Here is an 18,765-nt window from a genome sequence, read left to right as displayed (position 1 = left end):
GAGCGGGTGCAGTCATGGCGTGTGCTGGAGCCCTGATGTCCCTATGGGTGGCACCCGCATACGGATACGGTCTCCCTATGGTGGGCGTGGGCCTGGTCACCATGGCGCGGAGGCCGTACCCGCCGGATCAGCAACCCGAACCTCCCTCCGCGTAAGTCGGCGCCTTCCCCGTGCGCAGGTGGAGCCGGCACCCAGCGGGCCTCGAGGCTTCGGTGTCTTACGAAACCCTGACACGCCCTCACGGTGTGGGGTTCCGCACCTACGATCGCCGCGTGACGGCCTCTCTCATGACGACCTCCATACGCATTGCCCTGGCGACCGCCGCGCCCCTGGCGCTGGCCGCAGCGGGCCTCGTGCATCCCCACGGGTTGTCGACGTCGACGGCGGCGGACTGGGTGGATCTGCACATCCTGCTGCTGCCTCTCTTTCCGCTGCTCACCATCGGTCTCCTGGTCCCGCTGTGGCAACGGCCCGGGCCCGGCATCGAAGGCGTCGCCACGGTCGCGGCCTGGATCGGTGCCTTCGTCTACACGGCCTTCTACACCGGGCTCGACGCCGTCGCCGGCATCGCGGCCGGAACCGCGGTCGAGCACGCCGCCGCGGGCGTCGGCACCGGGCCGTTGAAACGCCCGCTCTACGAGGTGGGTGAGTCCCTCGGACATGTCGGCGCCTACGCCCTGATCTGTACGGTCGTGGCCGCCGCGGCGGCGCTGTGGCCACGGCACGGCGCCCGCGTCCTGCCGGGCACAGCCGTGCTGCTCCTGGCCGGCTGGTCCTTCGTCGACAGCCACATCTTCTGGCCCCGCGGGGTCTGGACGATGTGCGCCTTCGCCCTGGGGTTCGCTCTGCTCGCCCGGGCCACTGGGCCGGGCCCCGCCGCCGGCGCCGAGCGCGGACAGCGGGCTGAGGGCTGAGGGCACACCCGTTGCCGTGCGGTGTGCAGTCGCAGGCCCATACGGGCAGGGCCGGCACGGCATCGGTCGCTGACCCTCAGGAGCAGCCGCGTCATCGGACCGGTCCGAGGTCGTCACCAGCTTGACGGCGGCCTGCCGGCAGCGCACACGGCCTTCGCAGGCGGGGGCACGCTCACCGCGAAGGACGAGCCCGCCGGGCCTTACGAGAGTCTGACGCGGAGCTCGTTCCCTCCCGTCCCACCACGCCCGCTGGTCACCCTTGTCCCGTCCACAGGAAGGGATACCGATCCGGGTTCCCATGGCGCACAGCACTGAAGGAGACGAGAGATGAGCATGCACAGCGGCCGCCGGGGTCACCGTGGGAAGTCCAGGACACGACGGGTCGTGCTGGGCGGTGGGGCCCTCGCGGTCGCCGGGGCGGCCACGGTGGCCGTGTCCCTGGCCTCGGCCAGTCAGTACTCCGGGAGCGCCGGTGCTGACCACGCCGTCTTCGTCCAGGGCAACGAGCTGGACGGCAACACCATCCATGTGTTCGCACGGGGTGACGACGGCACGCTCGCACCAGCGGGGACCTACGACGCCGGTGGCAAGGGCGGTGCCCAGGTTGACGCCCCCACCGACTCGCTCGCCTCCCAGGGTTCGCTGGTTTACGACGACGCCTCGGGGATGCTGCTGGCGGTCAACGCGGGAAGCGGCACGGTGACATCCTTCCGCGTCGAGGGGCGGCAGCTGAAGGACCGCCAAGTCGTGGACTCGGGCGGGGAGTTCCCCTCCAGCATCGCCGTGCACGGCAAGGTCGCGTACGTCATGAACGCGGGCGGTGAGGGCACCGTCCAAGGCTTCAGGATCACCGGCAAAGGACTCAAGCCGCTGCACGGCTCACACCGTTCGCTGGGCCTGGACAACGAGGACGTACCGCGTTTCGACACCTCGCCGGGCGAGATCGAGTTCACCCCGGACGGCCGCAACCTGGTGGTCACCACCAAGGGCAACAACACCGTCGAGGTCTTCCCGATGCAGCGGAGCGGTCTCCCCGCCGTCGCCGAACCGGTCGTCAACCAGTCGGCCGGCGGTGTCCCGTTCGCGATCAGCTTCGACAGGACCGGGAAGCGAATGCTGGTGGCCGAGGCCGAGAAGTCCACCGTCACCACCTACGAGGTGAAGCGCGACGGCAAGCTGGAAGTCCTTCAGAAACCGCTCGCCAACGGGCAGGAGGTCCTGTGCTGGCTGGAGCGCGCGGGCACCTTCTTCTACGGTGGCAACACCGGCAACTCCACCGTCAGCGGTTACCGCATGGGCAAGCACGGCAGGCTCGCCCTGACCAACGACGTCGGCATCGCCACCCCGCCCTCCGCCAACTCGCAGGGTGTGATCGACCTCGCGGTGACGGAGGACGAGAAGTTCATCTACGTCCAGAACGCCGTTTCCGGCACTGTGGACGGCTTCCGCGTCGAGAAGAACGGATCCCTCACGAAGGTCACCACGGCTGAGGGACTGCCTGCCTTCGACGAGTCGGGCATGGAAGGCATCGCCGCGGTGTGACACCACCCTCGCGCCCTCGGCCGGCACCCCACAGCTGTGCATCCCGTGCCCCCACCCGGGCTGCGGCTGGGCGGAGAAGCACACCGAGCGCGGGCGCCCTGGTTGTCCCCAGGGCGCCCACGGAAGGTCGTACGCGGTTTGGTCAGTGTCACGAGCTACGGCGGCGGCGCGCGACCAGCACCGTCCCTACACCGGCCGCGACCAGGGCTGCCGCCGCACCGGCCAGGACGTACTCCTTGACGTCGTCACCGGTGTCCGCCAGGTGCGGCTTGCGCGAGTGGTCCTTGTCCCGGCCGTGGCCCGAGTCGCCGTAGCCGCCTTCTTCGTGGCCCGAGTCGCCGTAGCCGCCTTCCTCGTGGCCCGAGTCGCCGTAGCCGTCTTCCTCGTGGCCCGAGTCGCCGTAGCCGCCTTCCTCGTCGCCCGAGTCGCCGTACCCGTCCTCGTCCTCGCCCGAGTCGCCGTACCCGTCCTCGTCCTCGCCCGAGTCGCCGTACCCGTCCTCGTCCTCGCCCGAGTCGCCGTACCCGCCTTCCTCGTGGCCCGAGTCCCCGTAGCCGTCCTCCTCGTGGCCCGAGTCCCCGTAACCCTCTTCTTCGTGGCCCGAGTCGCCGTACCCGTCCTCCTCGTGGCCCGAGTCGCCGTAGCCGCCTTCCTCGTGGCCCGAGTCGCCGTAGCCGCCTTCCTCGTGACCCGGGTCGCCGTAGCCCTCTTCCTCCTTGCCCGACTCGCCGTACCCGTCCTCCTTGTGACCCGAGTCCCCGTAGCCGCCTTCCTCGTGGCCCGACTCGCCGTACCCCTCTTCCTCCTGGCCCGACTCGCCGTAACCGTCCTCCTCCTGGCCCGACTCGCCGTAACCGTCCTCCTCCTGGCCCGACTCGCCGTACCCCTCTTCCTCCTGGCCCTGGTCGCCGTACCCGTCCTCCTCCTGGCCCGGGTCGCCGTACCCCTCTTCCTCCTGGCCCGGGTCGCCGTAACCGTCCTCCTCCTGGCCCGGGTCGCCGTAGCCCTCTTCCTCCTGGCCCGACTCGTTCTGCTCTTCGGCTGTGCGGCCCGCAACGAGCTGCTCCGCGGCTGTGCGGGCCGACTCGATCTGCTCCTCGACTGCGCGGCCCACATCGACCTGCCCCGCGGCTGCGCGGGCCGACTCGATCTGCTCCGCGACTGCGTTGTCCAGGTTGCTGTGCCCATCCACCGCGGGGTGCGACTTCAGCGGGTCGGATGGTGTTGACGGGTATGGGTTGCCTGGATGCGACGGGTGGGGATCGTCCATGGCGAGCGCGGTCCCGGCGGCGGCCAGCGGTACTACGACAAGCGCAGCAGCTGTGGCGGTTGAGACCAGGACGGATCGCCTGCGTGGCGACGTCATCTGTCTTCTCCTCGTGGGGTGTGGCCCGACGGCAGCATGTGCAAGCTCCGGAATCCAGCGAGCTCACATAAGTGAATAAATAGGATAAAAAGCCGATGATTAACACTGCGGCGTCCAGAAGTAGCCGGATGGTGTACCGGGAAGCCCCCGAAGGCCGGACGGGTGAGAGTCGCCGACGGTCGCGCGGCGGATTCACGGCGAGACAGGTCTGCTCGCGGTCACCGTCCAGGCCTGCTCAGCACGGTCGTCGGCAGGTGTCGCAACGGGATCCGGGGCCGGGCACGCCGGTCGCCACGTGGGGCACGTCGAAGGACGTGCCGGTGGGTGATCAGGCAGGTGGCGGGGTCGAGGGAGGCCTCGTGCATGTGGTCGTGTCGCTCCCGGCGGATGCGCGGGCAGTGCCGGGTGCAGTTCATCCCACACGCCGGCCTCGTTCCAGGCGGCCAGGCACCGCCGGCGAGGGCTTCGGGAGGCGAGCGGAGGAGCTGGACCAGGTGACCGGTCCTCTGCGTGTCGGGGCTCGCCGACGACCGCGACGGGGATCCGCTGTTACTCACTTTCGGGTGACACCCCCTGCCACTTGGGGGGTGGTGGAACCTGGCGAACAGACCCCGCACCTCAACGCTTGCAAGGGGTGTGGGCCGTGCAGGGGCGTCAACCTCACGCCCGAGGTCAATAGATGGGCGTTACATCCGAGAGTCATAGAAAGTTGGACAAAAAGTAACAGCGCCCATGTTTCCCCCTCAACTTCTCCATCGGGTGGACAGAGTGTGTGTGCGGCCAGTCGGCCGCGACCGCACACCGCACCAACGTCCCCGGACCGCCATCCTGGCTGTTCCGGGGAGGGTGTCCGCACCGTAAGGGGACCTCATGTCCGCTTTCGCTTCTGTCACCGCCCGCCGTCTCACCGCTGCCGCGCTCACCGCCGGTGCTCTCGTCTCGGTGATGACCCTGCCGGCATCCGCCGCCGACCACGCCCGCCCCGAGCGGCCGAAGGTGAAGATCTCGGACGTCCAGTACGACTCCCCCGGCCGGGACGACTTCTCCAACCGCTCTCTGAACCGCGAGTGGGTGGAGATCACAAACACCGCCCGCCGCAGTGTCAACCTCGACGGCTGGACCCTCAAGAACGAAGACGGAGAGACCTACACCTTCGACCACTACCGCCTCGAAGGCCGCGCCACCGTGCGCATCCACACCGGCTTCGGCCGCGACACCGACAGCGACCTGTACCAGGACAGCCGCGACTACCGGTGGGACAACCGCTCCGACACCGCCACCCTCCGCAACGACCACGGACGCCTCATCGACGCGGAGTCCTGGGGCCACCACCGCCACGGCGGCGGCCACGGGCACGGGCACGGGCACGGGCACAACCACCGCTGACCCGCCGCCGGCTGCGATGAGCTGAAAGCTCCATCGCCGCCCCGGCATCGACACCGACGCCCCCGACCCCAAGGCGACTTCCATGGGTCGGGGGCGTCGCCATGCCCGTCAGAAGGCAGCCGCCCGCCACAACACGGGCACGGGTCCCCGGCGCGGCCACTGTCGTCGAGCACCTGCCGGAGTCCACCGGACCCATGCTGACGTGAGGCCGGAGCGGGGAGCGCATCGCTGCATGCTCGGCATGCATCTAGCCGGCCGGTACGGGTGCCGCCGGGCGGAGGGCCGTGAAGTCGTGGGCCTCGCCGCGGGTGGCGGAGAGCAGCAGCAGCCACTCGTCGCAGCCCTGCCACGGAGAGAGGCGGGTGAGGAGCAGTGCCGAGCCGCCGCCTACTCCGAGCACGAGCCACTCCGAGCAGGAGCTACTCCGAGCACGAGCCACTCCGCGCACGAGCTACTCCGTGTACGAGGCCCGGTCCGTCATCACCTTGGGATCACGCGGCACCCGGGACGCCCGTCCCAGCAGTTCGTCGACGGACCACTGGTCGTTGACGTGCTCGCCGTACTTCGCCGCGACCACGCGGCCGTCCGGTGTGATGAGGAAGTCCGCGGGCAGGCCGAGCCGGCCGCCGGCCGGGCTGGTCGAGGGCAGGTGGCCCCGGCCGCGGGCGATCTCCCTCACGCCGCTCAGGATCGCCCGGACGATCGGCAACCATGCGCGCGGGTCGAGCAGAGCGCGCGGGGACCGTTCCACGCCGAACTCCGCGTACAGGCGCTTGTCGGGGTCGGCGATGACGGCGAACGGGAGGTCCGTGGTGTGGGGCAGCAGTTCCTCGGCCGGGGAGTGGAAGACCACCACCTCGCACACACCGGCGGCCTCTATCTCGCGGTGGCGCCGGACCACCGAGCGCAGATGCAGGTTGCAGACGGGGCAGCCGGCGAACCGCCGGAACTGGAGGTGCATCAGGTGGTCCGGGTCGGGGACGGCGACCTGGTTCCCCGAGACAGCCGTGAGCGTTCGGTCGCTGACTGTGGAGCCGGGCTCGACGTGCCTGTGGGTCGTGCGCATGGGCGTTCCCCCCTCGTAGGCGTACGGCATACGCCTACTAGCGTAGGCGTATGCCGTACGCTGTCAACCGTCATGCCGCGCCCACGCTCACTCACCCAGAACCAGCTGGCCTCGGCCGCCCTCACCGTCATCGACCGCGACGGGCTCGCCGGACTGTCGATGCGCGCGGTCGCCAAGGAGCTCGGCATGAGCACCATGGGGCTCTACCGGTACGTGGCCGATCGTGAGGAGCTCGAGAGGCTCGTCGTCGAACTCGTGCTGTGCGCCGTGGACGTTGAGCCGCCCGGCCCGGACACCTCATGGCGCGAACGGGTCGAGGTCATGGCTCGGCGCCTGCGCGACGCCGTGGGCGCCCATCCGGCGATGGTGCCCCTCACCATCTCCCACCGGCACCACTCCCATGGCGTGCTGCGCTGGTCGGAGAGCATGCTCGGCGTCCTCGCCGAGGCGGGCGTCGAGGGCGAGCGGCGGGTCGTCGCCCTGCGCGGCCTGCTCAGTTACGTCATCGGAGCCATTCAGCTGGAGCACCTCGGCGCCCTGTCCGGTTCGGGCACGGTCGCCATCACCGAGCTGCCGGCCGCGGATTTCCCGCACCTGACCGAGACCGCCCGGCACGCACGCGACATCGACGCCGACCAGGAGTTCCTGGGCGGGCTCGCCATGCTGCTCGACGGCCTCGACAGCCCCGACGGCGGCAGGTGCAGCGCCGCGAGGTGAACGGGACCGGGCATTCAGGCCCGGCTCGCCGGGATGATCTCGTCGAGCAGGTCGCGGATGCGCTGCTCGATCTCGTCGCGGATCGGGCGGACCGCTGCGACGCCCCGGCCGGCCGGGTCGGTGAGTTCCCAGTCGAGGTAGCGCTTCCCGGGGAAGACGGGGCAGGTGTCCCCGCAGCCCATCGTGATGACGACGTCGGACGCCCGGACCGCTTCCACCGTGAGCACCTTGGGCACCTCGGCGGTGATGTCGATGCCCACCTCCGCCATGGCCTCGACGACGGCAGGGTTGACGGTGTCGGCGGGGGCGGAGCCTGCGGAGCGGACCTGGACGCGGTCGCCGGCGAGGTGGGTGAGGAAAGCGGCGGCCATCTGCGAGCGTCCGGCGTTGTGGACGCAGACGAACAGGACGGACGGGGTGGCGGTGTCAGGCATGGGCTGCGTCTTCCTGGGGTGCGGGGACAGCGGCTGGGGCGGGGAAGTGGCGGCGTGCGTACAGGGCGACGTACACCAGACCGATCAGCGCGGGCACCTCGATGAGGGGGCCCACGACGCCGGCGAGTGCCTGGCCGGAGGTGGCTCCGAAGGTGGCGACGGCGACGGCGATGGCCAGCTCGAAGTTGTTGCCCGCAGCGGTGAAGGCCAGTGTCGTGGCGCGTGCGTGGTCCAGGCCGACGGCACGGCCCAGGGCCATGGACCCGGCCCACATGACGGCGAAGTAGACCAGCAGCGGCAGAGCGATGCGGGCGACGTCCAGCGGCTGTGAGGTGATCGCGCCGCCTTGCAGGGCGAAGAGGACGACGATCGTGAAGAGCAGCCCGTACAGCGCGAAGGGGCCGATGCGCGGGATGAGTTCGGCTTCGTACCAGGTGCGGCCCTTGGTCCTCTCGCCGATGCGGCGGGTGAGGTAACCGGCCGCGAGGGGGATCCCGAGGAAGACGAGCACGCTGCGGGCGATCTCCCAGACCGGCGCGCCCAGGCCGGTCTGTGCCAGGCCCAGCCAGCCGGGCAGGACCGAGAGGTAGAACCAGCCCAGCGCCGAGAAGGCGATCACCTGGAAGAGGGAGTTCAGGGCGACCAGGACGGCAGCGGCCTCGCGATGTCCGCCGGCCAGGTCGTTCCAGATGATGACCATGGCGATGCAGCGGGCCAGGCCGACGATGATCAGGCCGGTGCGGTAGGCGGGCAGGTCCGGAAGGAACAGCCAGGCCAGCGCGAACATCAGCGCCGGTCCGGCGACCCAGTTCAGCAACAGGGACGGCAGCAGCAGCCGGCGGTCCCGGGTGACGGTGCCGAGGCGGTCGTAGCGGACCTTGGCCAGTACCGGGTACATCATCACGAGCAGCCCCACGGCGATCGGCAGGGACACACCTGTGACCGTCACCGCGGCCAGCGCGTCGCCCAGGCCCGGGACCAGGCGGCCCAGGCCGAGCCCCACGGCCATGGCCGCGAGGATCCAGACGGCCAGGTAGCGGTCCACGAAGGACAGGCGTCCCGCCACGCTCCCCCCGGCGGCGGCAGGGGTCACGAGGCGGCCCCGGCAGGTGCCGTGCGGTCGGGCAGCGGATCTCCTGACGGACGGGTCAGGATCGCGGCGAGCCGGTCGGTCATCTCCGGGACCAGCCAGTAGTAGACCCACGTGCCGCGCCGCTCGCAGTCGATCAGACCGGCCTGCCGGAGCAGCTTCAGGTGATGGGAGATCGTCGGCTGCGACAGGTCGAAGGCCGGGGTCAGGTCGCACACGCAGACCTCGCCGCCCGCGCGTGAGGCGATCATCGACAGCAGACGCAGCCGCACCGGATCACCGAGCGCCTTGAACACCTTGGCCAGCTCGACCGCCTGGCCCTCGTCCAAGGGGGTCGTGAGCAGCGCCGGGCAGCAGCCGGCGGCCGCATCGCCCACTCCGTCGCCCTGACCCAGCACGACCCATTCTTGATTCGACATTCCTCTATGTTGACATCCTTCGATCCAGAGCGCAATGTTGTATCGACAGACATCAATGCAACCCGTTGGGAGTCGTGCCATGTCTCGCGCTCAGCTCGCCCTTCGCGTCAGCGACCTCGAAGCGTCGATCACCTTCTACTCGAAGCTGTTCGGCACCGAACCGGCCAAGCGGCGTGCCGGCTACGCCAACTTCGCCATCACGGAGCCCCCGCTCAAGCTCGTCCTGATCGAGGGACAGCCCGGCGAGGAGACACGCCTGGACCACCTCGGCGTCGAGGTCGAGTCCACCGAGCAGGTCGGCGCGGCCACCGCCCGCCTCAAGGACGCCGGCCTGGCCACCTTCGAGGAGAACGACACCTCCTGCTGCTACGCCCTCCAGGACAAGGTGTGGGTCCACGGTCCCGGCCGGGAGCCCTGGGAGGTCTATGTCGTGAAGGCCGACGCCGACAAGCTCGGCAAGAGCGCCGATCCCGGCACCGGCGGGGACGCCTGCTGCACCGGTCGGGCAACCGTGGACGCTCCGGTGGCCGCCGGGTGCGCATGCGGGCAGTGAGGCGAAGGGCCCCGTGCCGTGGTTCTCACAGGGCGAGTCCGTAGCGGGCCAGCCGCGTGTGCGGCACGCGGCTTGCTCACAGCGGTTCGGCGGTCCTGCGGGGGTCGTCGGAGGTGATCCGGTCGAGGAAGCGCCGTGCCTGTTCCTCGGCGGGGGTGTCTCGGGTGACGGGCAGGTCGAAGGTGAAGCCGGGGCCGTGGGGTGGCGTCTTCCGGCGGGCGGTGAAGTACACCTCCACCCCTTCGGGCGTCTCACGCCTCGGTTCCACCTGGTCCACCACGCAATCCCAGCGCTCGAACCAGCCGCTGTGCACGAGCCGTTGGGTGACGAGCCGGGCGACCGTGTCCACGGGCTCCTCCCATGCGGTGTCCGCGGCGGCGCGCGTCAGTTCCGCGTCGTACTGAGCCGCGTCGAAGTGGACGTCCGCGGGGACGGGCACCCGGATGTCGTTCGTGTTCTGCCAGGACGACCACACCACCCTGTCATCCCGGCGGTGGACGGTGACGAAGACGCCTCCGCAACAGCCCGTGTGACAGTCGTTGTTGGACAGCTCGACACGGCGGGGTTCCGCCGAAGCCGCCAACGGCCACCCCTCGGCGGGCCCGAGCCACTCCCTGCGCGAGCAGCTCGACACCCCGCCCGGATGGATTTCTGCCAGTACGTCCCGGCCGTCGATCAGCGGACGCACCTCTGCCCACTGGTCGACGGCGAGCGGGTGCGGAATCACGTGCCGCAGAGCGAGCCTGCTGATCCGGGTGGGTGTGGTGGGCGTGGTCATGCCGTGCATCATCACCGGCCTCGGAACGCACCGAAAGCGCTTATCGGGAGAGCGGCCTCGACGGGCGCCGAAAGTGCTTACCGGGAGCGACGATTCCGCCCGCGCCGGGAATTTTCACGGCTTCCGCCACGACTGCCGGACGCCGACGCGTCGCGTCAGCCGACAGCGGCCCACCTACCGGTTGCCGGCGCAGACCCGTACCTGCCGGCGCAGATCCATGGCTGCGGTGCAGACCCGCGGCCGACCCGGTGCAGACCCGTGGGCCCCGTCCGGCTGCCGGACGGGGCCCACGGGCGGCAGGTGTCTCAGTCCAGGTCCCTCCGGCCGCGGATGGAGCTCGTCCACATGGCCAGCGGGGTCAGGAAGCCGACGGCGACGATCAGCCAGAGGGCGCCGCGGCTGCCGAGGAGGGTGCCGGCGATGCCCGCGGTGAGGGCGCCGACGGGGACCGCGCCCCAGGAGACGAAGCGGACGGTGGCCATGACACGGGGCAGGAGATCCGGCGGGGTGACCGTCTGGCGGTGGGTGCGGGCGAGGACGCTGAGCACCACCGCCGCCGCGCCGACGCCCACGTTGCCGAGGGCGAACAGGAGCAGGCTCCAGCCGCTGCCGGCCAGCGGCAGCAGGAGGGCGGCGCACGCGCCGGCCAGGGTCGAGTACAGGATCGTGCGGGCGCTGCCGAAGCGGTTGGCCAGGGTGGTGGTGACGGCGGCGCCGATGAAGCTGCCCAGTCCCTCGGTGGCGATCAGGATGCCGACGAGGCTCGCGGGGGCGTCGAGCGTCCTGACGAGGAAGACGGGGATGAGCGCCATGAGCGCGCCGAGGGTGAAGTTCACCAGGGTCGCCGCGGCCGCGCAGAGCCGGATGACCTTGTGGCGGACGACGAAGTGCCAGCCTTCCTTGATGAGCGCCAGGGTCGACTCGCGCTCGGTCTGCGGCGGCTTCGGGGCCGCGGGTCTCGGCAGGCTGCGCAGCAGCACCGCGGAGACGAGGTAGCTGACGGCGTCGAAGACGAGGCTGACGGCCGCGCCGCACAGCTGGACCAGCACACCGCCCACCGCCGGGCCGCCCATCTGGGTGGCCGCGGCGGAGCCGGAGGTGAGGCTGTTGCGCGCGGTCAGTTCCTCCTTGCTGACGATCGACGGCAGGAAGGTGGAGTTGCCGACGTCGAACACCACGGTCGCCAGGCCCACGACCAGGGCCACGACGACGAGTTGCGCCAGGTGCAGGACTCCCAGGAGGGCCGCGACGGGCACGGACAGGACCGCGACGGCCCTGATGACGTCCATGGCCACCTGGGTGCCGCGCAGCGGCAGGCGCTGCACGATGACGCCCGCGGGCAGGCCGATCGCGATCCAGGCGGCGTACTGGGCCGCCGGAAGGAGGCTGACCTCGAAACTCGACGCGTGTAGAACGCTGACGGCAAGGAGGGGCAGCGCGACTGTGGTCACCGCGTCGCCGACACCGCTGATCGTCGTGGCGGTCCAGAATCGCCAGAAGAGGGATGCCCCCTTCGCCGGGCCCCGCGCCGGCCCGTCAGCCGGACCCTGCGCCCACCCCGCCGCCGGGTCCTGTGTCGATCCGCTCGCCGGGTCCTGTGTCGACCCGCTCGCCGCGTCCTGTGTCGACCCCTCCGCCGTCCGGCTGGTCTCTGATGAGCCATCAGATCTGGTCGTCTGGTCGGCCGTCACCGGTCCCCAACCTCCATGAGAATCACAGCAATTGCAGCAATTGCAGGTCGTGCACAGCTTGCCGGTCTCGCTGATTTTGCTGACTTTTTATGCTTCGGACGTTGCGGATATTGCATGATCGATGTCAGCTCGCGTTTTCCCCGACCACGTCGTCGGCGCCCCCGTCGAGCAAACCCGAGTTGGCGATGAAGACGCCCAACTGGCAGCGGCTGCGTGCTCCGAACGTCTCGTAGATCTTGGAGATATGGCTGCGACAGGTCCGCACGCTCAACCCCATACGGCGGGCGATGGTCTCGTCCGTCTCACCGTCGGCGAGCAGCTTGATGATGGACAGGCGGACACCCGAGAGCAGGACCTGCACATCGGGGGCGCGGTTCTGGGCGGGGAAGGGAGTTCCGAGGAGCCAGGCCCGCTCGAAGATGCCGACCAGGAATTCCACTATGGCCGGCTGATGGATGGCGAGGGCGACCTCGCGATCGCTGCGGGCCGGGATGAAAGCGACCTTGCGGTCGAAGATGATGAGGCGCTCGGCGAATTCCTCCAGGCTGCGGACCTGTCCGCCGTACTTGGTGACCTGGTTGACGTAGCGCCTGGTGGCCGGGCTGAAACGGGCGGAATGCTGATAGACCGTGCGCATGCGGATGCCGCGTTCCAGCATGTCCTTGGTGGCCGACCAGGCCGATTCCAGACTCTCCGCGCTCCGGCCCCCGCCGGGCTGGGCCGTGAGGACCTCCTCCTGGCACCGTGCGGCGGCCCGCTCCAGCTCGGCGTTGATGGCGTCGTGGCCGACCAGCGTGACGAACTCCAGGTTCCGGTCGGAGCCGGCGACCGCCTCGGTGTAGGCGACCTGGTACTTGCCGAAGTCGGTGCGGAGCCGGAACGCCTCGCGCTCCAGGCTCTCGATCTGCCGGTCGAGCGGGGCGAGAAGCCGCGATGCCGCGTGACGCGGAGTGGAGACGCTGAAGGTCTCTCCGTCCTGATGCACCGGAACCAGCAGGTTGTAGCGGCACAGCTTCTCGACGGCGGCCGCCGTGCGTTCCCGGCTCCAGCCGAGGGTTTCACTCAAGCCGCTGAGTCTGACCTGCCTCTGACGGACCGCCAGCGAATACACGCGCTCCGGATCCGCCTCGTCCTCTGACGTGGCATCAGCAATCGCTATTCGTTTTAGTGGTGAATTACTCACACTGTCCCCCTCCGCGCTGACACGCGCAAGCAGACCAGCCATCGTGGCCCTCGATGGACTGATCCCTGTCTCCACACGAGGATATTGCGGACGACGGACCTGGCCACATCACAGGATCCGCGCTAAGCCCCCCGGAATTGTCGTCGCCGCACCTGCCGCATTCAGACACTGCCGAATTGGGCAAGCGGAGAGTAAGCGTATGGTTCCTACAGACACTCGGCAGTATGGTTTTCAGACACAGTTCAAGCCAGGACGATTGAATTCGGCCCCAAGTCCCAGGGGGTGCGGGCAGCGGCCCGCCGGGTCAGGCGCGCGTGGCCGAATCCGTCCAGGCGATGAGGTCCTCGACTTCCACCACGCAGTCCCCGCAGCCGGATCCGGCGCCCGTCTCGTCACGCACCGCCGCCGCGTCGCGGTGGCCCGCCCGGATCGCCGCCATGATCTCGCTCTCGGGCACTCGCGCGCACAGGCAGATCAGCGGATCGTCACTGCCGGACACCGTCGCCCAGTCCTTCCGCCCAACGGACGAGTTCGGCGTCGGCGAGTGAGGAGGCCAGCCAGTCGTGGTCCAACGCGGCGCCCGGCAGGGACGGCACGGTGACGACGTAGAGGCCGGCCGCCCGGGCCGACGCGATGCCGGTGGCGGAGTCCTCGAAGGCGACCGAGCGGCCCGGGTCGGCGCCCAGCGCCTCGCACGCCACCAGATAGAGGTCGGGGGCCGGCTTGGCCGTGGTCACCTCGTCGGCCGCGAAGGACACCGGGAAGCAGTCGGCGAGGCCGGACGAGGTGAGCGCGGTGTCGAGCAGTTCCCGGGGGGAATTGCTGGCGACCGCCACCGGAAGGGCCGCGGCGCAGCGCTTGACCAGCTCGGCGGCGCCGGGCAGCGCGTCGGCCCCCTGCGCCAGCTCCTCGCGTACCAGACCGAGCAGTTCGGCGGCGAGCTCGCGGCCGGCTCCGGGCCGGCCGAAGTACTCGGCCATCGCCTCGCCCGCGCCCTGCAACGTACGGCCGATGACCAGGGCCTTCTGCTCCGGTCCGAAGGCGTGGCCATGGGCGGCGAAGATCTTGGTCTCGGCCCTGGTCCAGCAGACCTCGGTGTCGACCAGGAGTCCGTCACAGTCGAAGACGACCGCTTGCGGGGCGGGGGGAAGGGCGCTCACTCTTCGTTCCTCCAGTCGGCGGCCGCGACGGTGGCGAGCAGCGGCGCGACGCCCGGTTCGTTGCAGTCGATCCATTCTGTCAGCACCGACAGCACGTCCCAGCGGGCGGCGCCCGGGGGCAACTCCGTGTCGCTCAGGGCCGTCAGCCAGTGCCGGACCGCGTCGCGTGTGCGGTGCTCGCGGGCGAGCGCACCCCACCGGTCGGTGCGCCCCGCGAGCCGGCCGAGGCTCGGCTCCGCCGCGAGGTCGTGCAGCGGGACGTCCCGCTCCAGCTCGGCGACCAGGCTCCGGGCCGGGCACGGCTGTCCCTCGGGGGGCGGGCTCTGCGTGAGCGCGCCGCGCAGCCAGGCGGTCCCCGTGCGGTAGGTGAACAGCCGCAACTCCCGCACCAGGTCGGCCGGTTCGTCGGGGGTGTGGACGAAGTTGAACAGCCCGTTGACCCGGCCGAAGCGGGTGCGCAGGTCACGGCCGTGGGCGGAGGCGGGGTCGGCCGCTCCCTTGGCGGCGGTCAGCCGTACGCTCGCGGGGAGGCCGGATCCCGCTCTGCGCGTGTCACGCAGCAGGACGAGCGCGGACGGGCCGGAGCCCAGCAGGTGGTCGACCACCGCGATACGCTGCCGCGAGGCGGCGTTGAACTGGTAGCGCCAGATCTCCCTGGTCAGCACCGGGTCGAAGTGGAACGGCCGGGCCGCGAAGGGCTTCCAGCCCTCCTCCTCCAGGATCTCCAGCACCCGCGGACCGCGCCGGCCGGCCAGGGCGTCCGGCTTGAGGACCACGAAGGTGTTCGCGTGCAGCCAGGCCCGCTCGCTGGGGGAGCCGAACAGCTCCAGCCCCTCCCGCGCGTAGGTGTCCAGGCGGTACAGGTCCCGCTTGCGCGGGTCCACGGTCAGGGAGTCGAACGCCCGCGGCAGCACGGCCGAGCGGGTCGGGCCCGGCCCGTGGAGGTCCGCCGGCGCCGGGGCGGCGGTGGTCGTCGTGGTCACCTGTCCTCTTTCCTGGCGGTCGCGGCACCGCCGCCGATGAGCTCCAGCACGGTCCGGCAGGCGGGGCGCTGCGGGTTCACCAGGTGCATGTGGCGTGCGCCGGGCACGGACACCGTTGTCAGCCGTGGTCCGTCCTGCGGCCAGTGGTCCAGCTGGTGGCGGGTGAGTTCCGCCGGTACGGCCTGGTCCTCCTGCGCGCTCACCACCGTGACGGAGGACGCGTCGGCCGGCGCGAGGACCGGCGTCGCCTCCCGGTGGGTGCCGCCGGCGGCGAGGTGCTCGGCCAGGAAGACCTCCACGGCTCCCTCACCGACCCCGAGGCGGGCCGCTTCGGCGAGGTCGCTCACCGGGGCGAGCAGCACGACGCGGGCCCCGCGGGCCTGCCCCTGGAGGGCGGCGAGCAGCAGATGGGCGCCCGCGGAGTGGCCCACGAGCACGGCGCCGTCCCAGGTGCCGTCCTTCTGCCCGAGCAGGTGCAGGGCGGCCCGGCAGTCCTCGGCGGCGCCCGGCCAGGCCCCGCCGTCCCAGCTCGGCCGGTACTCCAGGACGGCGACCCGGTGGCCGAGTTCGGCCAGGGCGAACGCCAGCGGTTCGAGATCCTGCGCCGTACGGTCGTGCCGCCAGAAACCGCCGTGCACCAGCACCACCGGTGCGGCCTGCGGTGTCCCGGCGACGGGCTCGTCACCGTCCTCCGGTTCCGCCGGCCCGTACAGGTCGATGCGCTGCCACCCGGAGGGTCCGTACCGGAGATGGCCGAAAGCCGTGCTCACAGGAGACCGAACGCTTCGAGTCGCGACAGCCAGTGGTGCATGCGCTCGTCGGACATGCGCACCTCGGCCCGGCGCTCCGCGGACTCCTCGGCGGCGCCCAGGCGGTACCAGACGGTCCCGTCGTCCCGGCGGATCATGAAGGCGCGCTGCTTGCGGGCGGGGCTCTGGATCATCAGCGAGATCGTCTCGGGCTCGGTGATGGTGGTGTGCAGCTGCTCGTGGTCGAGGGTGATGCACCGGCCGGCCGGCTCCTCGCGCACGAAGTACGGCCAGAAGCGGGAGACGTCGGCGCTCTCGTCGAGCGGCTGGTCGGTCGCGTACAGGGTGTGCTGGTACGCGCCGTGCAGGATGTAGGCGGTGAAGCTGTAGCGGTGGTTGTGGACCCGCTCGTACTGGTCGGTGTTGGCGAGCCGGAGCCGGATGCGCAGGCCCTTGTCCTGGTCGTCCCAGATCACGATCTTGTCGTCGAGCGCGTGGCACTCGAACTTCTCGCGCAGCTCCGGGGTGCGCAGCGCGCGGCCCACGAGGGTGCGCAGCAGCGCCCGGTCGTCGCCGAGCCGGCGGGCGATCGCCTCGGTGATCTCCGCCGCCGCCTCCAGGTCGTCCCAACGCACCTTGGGCAGCGAGGCCATGAGTGCCTCGGCCTTGGTGACGTCCTGCTCGGAGGGCGCGGTCAGCAGGATCGACGGGGTGGGATCCAGCAGGTCGTCGCCGGGGCGGGTCACCATCACAGCACCTCCATGGCCCGCAGCCGGCCGGTGAGTTCGTCGAAATAGTCCTTGCTGATGCGCTTGCTGCCGCGGCGCTCGGCCTTTTCCTTGTCCTCACCGAAGCGCCACCAGACACGGCCGGTCTCGCGCTCGGTGATGATCGAGCGCTCCTTCTCCGCGGGACCGCGCAGGAAGAGCGAGACGGTGTCCGGGGTGGTGTACGTGGTGTGGATCTCGCTGTGGTGGAGCGTGTAGCAGTTGCCCGCCTGCTCGTGGGTGACGAACCGGGGCACCACGCGCAGGTCGGTCGGCACGGCGTCGAAGTCGTCCTGGGCGCTCTGCGGAATGTCCTCCTCCGACAGGCGCCCGGTGAGTTCGTGCCGCACGTGCTTGTACTGGCCGCGCATGATCAGCGAGGTGAAGGTGAACCGGTGGTCGTGCGGCCGGTCGCGGTGGTCCTCGGTGGAGACGTGCACGCGGATGCGGAAGCCGCGGTCCAGGGCGTCGTAGATGACGAGCTTGTCGAGCAGCCGGTGGTGCTCGCACTTGTCGAAGAGGTCCTCCTCCTCGCGCGCCCGCTCCAGCAGCTGCGTCAGCGCCGCCTTGTCCTCGGAGAGCGCGGTGAGGATCTCCTTGGTCTGCGCGCGGGCCTTGGGGAGATCGGACCAGTCGACGACCAGCCGGTCGAGTGCGTCAAGCATGTGGGGCTCCTTCTTCGGATTACGCGACGGGGAGGCGGGCTTCCGACCGGACGGGCAGTCCGAACACCCGGTGCGCGGTCCCGGCGGCGAGGGTGCGGACGTCCTCGGGGGACAGGCCCTGCGACTGCGCGTTGGCCATCTGACGGGCCAACGGCACCGAACCGGCCGCGACGATCCCGTCCTGCTGGTACCAGAGCGCGTTGTCCACGCGGTGGTGCAGGTCCTGGCCGCCGAGCCGTGCGGAGTCGCAGCGGTCGGTCATCATCATCGAGTTCTCCACGCCCATCAGCTGGACGGCGCGGGTCGCGATGGCGAGGTCGACGTGCTCCCCGTCGAAGTTGATGCAGGCGCCGATACGGCCGGCCGCCGCCTGGCGCATGATGGCCGCCGGGACCGGTCCGACGATCCGTGCCATCTGGTCGAGGGTCCAGCCGGGCAGGTCGTAGGAGGCGATGACGGCGTCCCGCTCGGCGCGCGCCCGGGCACTGCGGAAGGCGTGCCGGATCAGCAGCGGCATGTCGTTGAACAGGTGGTCGGTGACGACGCGGACGCCGGTACCGGACCACTCGCTCTGCCAGGCCAGCTCGACGATCTCGTCGACCTGTTCGGCGCTGCGCTGCGGGTCGGCACGGGTGAAGTGGCCGAGCGCGGGGCGGATTCCGTGGGCCATCAGGAGCGGGATGAGCCAGTCGAAGCCCGTGTCGCGGGCGGTGGGCTCGTCGTGGAGTTCGGAGGCGGGCGAGAACGCGTCGGGCGACAGGACGGTGTACGTGAGTCCGTACGGTCCGAGGGCCGCGAGGCGCTCCCACTCGTGCCTGCTGGGGGCCCAGACCGTCGACGCGGGAGTACCGCCGTGGCTGGCCAGCAGCGGCCCCTCCAGGGCGATGCCGGCGACGTGCGGCAGCAGTCCCTCGCCCCGCATGCGGTGGTACTCGTGCACGAAGGCCTCGAACTCGGCGAGCTGCGCCCGGTGGAGGTACATCGTGGGCAGGCTCAGGACGCCCTCGCTCGCGCACCAGGCGTCGAGGCGCGCGAGGTCGACCTTGGTGAAGTCCGAGAAATCGACGTCACCGAACCCATGGCAATGGACTTCCACGGGCGGCAGCCCACTCCATGGATTCGCCATAGGCGACCTAGACCCGCTCGCTGCAGTGGATTCCACGAGACAACTCCCAATCCAATAAGTTGGCCTTAGTGATTGTCGTTCACCGTACTCCGCTGCTACCAGCCCGCATCGAGCTCAGCATCATGCATTGCATGATGGTGAAGGTGCGCTGATCGGCTCCGGCGGCTTAGTGTCGT

Annotated in this window: 21 protein-coding genes; 5 read left to right on the top strand and 16 right to left on the bottom strand. The window is 70.4% G+C overall.

Going from position 1 to position 18,765, the window contains the following annotated elements:
* The first annotated feature begins 272 nt into the window (after nt 1–272).
* Nucleotides 273–914: a hypothetical protein gene (locus ACIQU3_RS11660; protein WP_403924565.1), complete on the top strand. Its 642-nt coding sequence runs from the start codon at nt 273–275 to the stop codon at nt 912–914.
* A 327-nt stretch (nt 915–1,241) separates the two neighbouring features.
* Nucleotides 1,242–2,456 carry a lactonase family protein gene (locus ACIQU3_RS11655; RefSeq protein WP_403924562.1) on the top strand — a complete coding sequence of 405 codons (1,215 nt, stop codon included), beginning with the start codon at nt 1,242–1,244 and terminating at the stop codon, nt 2,454–2,456.
* A gap of 148 nt (nt 2,457–2,604) precedes the next feature.
* On the opposite strand, the gene ACIQU3_RS11650 is transcribed toward ACIQU3_RS11655, so the two are convergent.
* Nucleotides 2,605–3,648: a hypothetical protein gene (locus tag ACIQU3_RS11650; RefSeq protein WP_403924560.1), complete on the bottom strand. Its 1,044-nt coding sequence runs from the start codon at nt 3,646–3,648 to the stop codon at nt 2,605–2,607.
* Between the two features lie 1,044 nt (nt 3,649–4,692).
* Here ACIQU3_RS11650 and ACIQU3_RS11645 point away from each other — a divergent pair.
* Nucleotides 4,693–5,208: a lamin tail domain-containing protein gene (locus ACIQU3_RS11645; protein WP_403734819.1), complete on the top strand. Its 516-nt coding sequence runs from the start codon at nt 4,693–4,695 to the stop codon at nt 5,206–5,208.
* A gap of 247 nt (nt 5,209–5,455) precedes the next feature.
* On the opposite strand, the gene ACIQU3_RS11640 is transcribed toward ACIQU3_RS11645, so the two are convergent.
* Nucleotides 5,456–5,608, bottom strand: coding sequence for a hypothetical protein (locus ACIQU3_RS11640; RefSeq protein ID WP_403734822.1), 153 nt, complete (start codon nt 5,606–5,608; stop codon nt 5,456–5,458).
* Nucleotides 5,609–5,659: 51 nt separating this feature from the next.
* Nucleotides 5,660–6,274, bottom strand: coding sequence for a peroxiredoxin-like family protein (locus tag ACIQU3_RS11635; protein ID WP_403734825.1), 615 nt, complete (start codon nt 6,272–6,274; stop codon nt 5,660–5,662).
* Between the two features lie 72 nt (nt 6,275–6,346).
* Here ACIQU3_RS11635 and ACIQU3_RS11630 point away from each other — a divergent pair, with 72 nt between their 5' ends.
* Nucleotides 6,347–6,991: a TetR/AcrR family transcriptional regulator gene (locus ACIQU3_RS11630; protein ID WP_403734828.1), complete on the top strand. Its 645-nt coding sequence runs from the start codon at nt 6,347–6,349 to the stop codon at nt 6,989–6,991.
* Nucleotides 6,992–7,005: 14 nt separating this feature from the next.
* On the opposite strand, the gene ACIQU3_RS11625 is transcribed toward ACIQU3_RS11630, so the two are convergent.
* From ACIQU3_RS11625 to ACIQU3_RS11615, 3 genes are read right to left on the bottom strand one after another with little or no spacing between them, the layout of a single operon-like run.
* Complete coding sequence (locus ACIQU3_RS11625; RefSeq protein WP_403734831.1) at nt 7,006–7,425, bottom strand: arsenate reductase ArsC; 420 nt, start codon at nt 7,423–7,425, stop codon at nt 7,006–7,008.
* Nucleotides 7,418–8,491 carry an ACR3 family arsenite efflux transporter gene (gene arsB, locus ACIQU3_RS11620; protein ID WP_403734834.1) on the bottom strand — a complete coding sequence of 358 codons (1,074 nt, stop codon included), beginning with the start codon at nt 8,489–8,491 and terminating at the stop codon, nt 7,418–7,420. The genes ACIQU3_RS11625 and arsB overlap by 8 nt, the downstream gene beginning before the upstream one ends.
* A 23-nt stretch (nt 8,492–8,514) precedes the next feature.
* Nucleotides 8,515–8,934 carry an ArsR/SmtB family transcription factor gene (locus ACIQU3_RS11615; RefSeq protein ID WP_403734837.1) on the bottom strand — a complete coding sequence of 140 codons (420 nt, stop codon included), beginning with the start codon at nt 8,932–8,934 and terminating at the stop codon, nt 8,515–8,517.
* Nucleotides 8,935–9,013: 79 nt separating this feature from the next.
* Between ACIQU3_RS11615 and ACIQU3_RS11610 the strand changes: the two genes are divergently transcribed.
* Nucleotides 9,014–9,487 carry an ArsI/CadI family heavy metal resistance metalloenzyme gene (locus tag ACIQU3_RS11610; protein WP_403734840.1) on the top strand — a complete coding sequence of 158 codons (474 nt, stop codon included), beginning with the start codon at nt 9,014–9,016 and terminating at the stop codon, nt 9,485–9,487.
* A 76-nt stretch (nt 9,488–9,563) separates the two neighbouring features.
* On the opposite strand, the gene ACIQU3_RS11605 is transcribed toward ACIQU3_RS11610, so the two are convergent.
* The 10 genes from ACIQU3_RS11605 to ACIQU3_RS11560 form a co-directional block, all read right to left on the bottom strand.
* Nucleotides 9,564–10,265 (bottom strand): hypothetical protein, encoded by a 702-nt coding sequence (locus ACIQU3_RS11605; protein WP_403734843.1) that lies wholly within the window; start codon nt 10,263–10,265, stop codon nt 9,564–9,566.
* 305 nt (nt 10,266–10,570) lie between these two features.
* The gene (locus ACIQU3_RS11600) at nt 10,571–11,956 is read right to left on the bottom strand and encodes an MFS transporter (RefSeq protein WP_403924557.1); all 1,386 of its coding nucleotides are present in this window, start codon (nt 11,954–11,956) and stop codon (nt 10,571–10,573) included.
* Between the two features lie 124 nt (nt 11,957–12,080).
* Nucleotides 12,081–13,022, bottom strand: coding sequence for a LuxR C-terminal-related transcriptional regulator (locus ACIQU3_RS11595; RefSeq protein ID WP_403734849.1), 942 nt, complete (start codon nt 13,020–13,022; stop codon nt 12,081–12,083).
* 421 nt (nt 13,023–13,443) lie between these two features.
* Nucleotides 13,444–13,638 (bottom strand): (2Fe-2S)-binding protein, encoded by a 195-nt coding sequence (locus ACIQU3_RS11590; RefSeq protein WP_366708768.1) that lies wholly within the window; start codon nt 13,636–13,638, stop codon nt 13,444–13,446.
* Nucleotides 13,625–14,299, bottom strand: a complete 675-nt coding sequence (locus ACIQU3_RS11585) for an HAD family hydrolase (RefSeq protein ID WP_403734854.1) — start codon at nt 14,297–14,299, stop codon at nt 13,625–13,627. The genes ACIQU3_RS11590 and ACIQU3_RS11585 overlap by 14 nt, the downstream gene beginning before the upstream one ends.
* The gene (locus ACIQU3_RS11580; protein ID WP_403734858.1) at nt 14,296–15,282 is read right to left on the bottom strand and encodes a nucleoside-diphosphate kinase; all 987 of its coding nucleotides are present in this window, start codon (nt 15,280–15,282) and stop codon (nt 14,296–14,298) included. The genes ACIQU3_RS11585 and ACIQU3_RS11580 overlap by 4 nt, the downstream gene beginning before the upstream one ends.
* Entirely contained in the window at nt 15,279–16,052 is a 774-nt protein-coding gene (locus tag ACIQU3_RS11575) for an alpha/beta hydrolase fold domain-containing protein (protein ID WP_403734862.1), read from the bottom strand. The genes ACIQU3_RS11580 and ACIQU3_RS11575 overlap by 4 nt, the downstream gene beginning before the upstream one ends.
* Nucleotides 16,049–16,780: a hypothetical protein gene (locus ACIQU3_RS11570; protein WP_403734866.1), complete on the bottom strand. Its 732-nt coding sequence runs from the start codon at nt 16,778–16,780 to the stop codon at nt 16,049–16,051. Before ACIQU3_RS11570 ends, ACIQU3_RS11575 begins: the two co-directional genes overlap by 4 nt.
* Nucleotides 16,780–17,463 (bottom strand): hypothetical protein, encoded by a 684-nt coding sequence (locus ACIQU3_RS11565; protein ID WP_234848865.1) that lies wholly within the window; start codon nt 17,461–17,463, stop codon nt 16,780–16,782. The genes ACIQU3_RS11570 and ACIQU3_RS11565 overlap by 1 nt, the downstream gene beginning before the upstream one ends.
* A gap of 19 nt (nt 17,464–17,482) precedes the next feature.
* A complete protein-coding gene (locus ACIQU3_RS11560; protein ID WP_403734870.1) occupies nt 17,483–18,559 on the bottom strand; it encodes a hypothetical protein in 1,077 nt (358 codons plus the stop codon).
* Nucleotides 18,560–18,765 lie beyond the last annotated feature (206 nt).

Source organism: Streptomyces sp. NPDC101110, assembly GCF_044759525.1.
In the GTDB taxonomy this organism is placed as follows: Bacteria; Actinomycetota; Actinomycetes; order Streptomycetales; family Streptomycetaceae; genus Streptomyces.
This window is presented reverse-complemented; position numbering and strand designations above follow the sequence as displayed.

Coding starts and splice junctions, on each gene's coding strand:
- ACIQU3_RS11655 (WP_403924562.1), top strand. CDS start 1,242: ATGAGCATGCACAGCGGCCGCCGGGGTCACCGTGGGAAGTCCAGGACA.
- ACIQU3_RS11645 (WP_403734819.1), top strand. CDS start 4,693: ATGTCCGCTTTCGCTTCTGTCACCGCCCGCCGTCTCACCGCTGCCGCG.
- ACIQU3_RS11635 (WP_403734825.1), bottom strand. CDS start 6,274: ATGCGCACGACCCACAGGCACGTCGAGCCCGGCTCCACAGTCAGCGAC.
- ACIQU3_RS11630 (WP_403734828.1), top strand. CDS start 6,347: ATGCCGCGCCCACGCTCACTCACCCAGAACCAGCTGGCCTCGGCCGCC.
- ACIQU3_RS11625 (WP_403734831.1), bottom strand. CDS start 7,425: ATGCCTGACACCGCCACCCCGTCCGTCCTGTTCGTCTGCGTCCACAAC.
- ACIQU3_RS11615 (WP_403734837.1), bottom strand. CDS start 8,934: ATGTCGAATCAAGAATGGGTCGTGCTGGGTCAGGGCGACGGAGTGGGC.
- ACIQU3_RS11610 (WP_403734840.1), top strand. CDS start 9,014: ATGTCTCGCGCTCAGCTCGCCCTTCGCGTCAGCGACCTCGAAGCGTCG.
- ACIQU3_RS11605 (WP_403734843.1), bottom strand. CDS start 10,265: ATGACCACGCCCACCACACCCACCCGGATCAGCAGGCTCGCTCTGCGG.
- ACIQU3_RS11570 (WP_403734866.1), bottom strand. CDS start 16,780: ATGGTGACCCGCCCCGGCGACGACCTGCTGGATCCCACCCCGTCGATC.
- ACIQU3_RS11565 (WP_234848865.1), bottom strand. CDS start 17,463: ATGCTTGACGCACTCGACCGGCTGGTCGTCGACTGGTCCGATCTCCCC.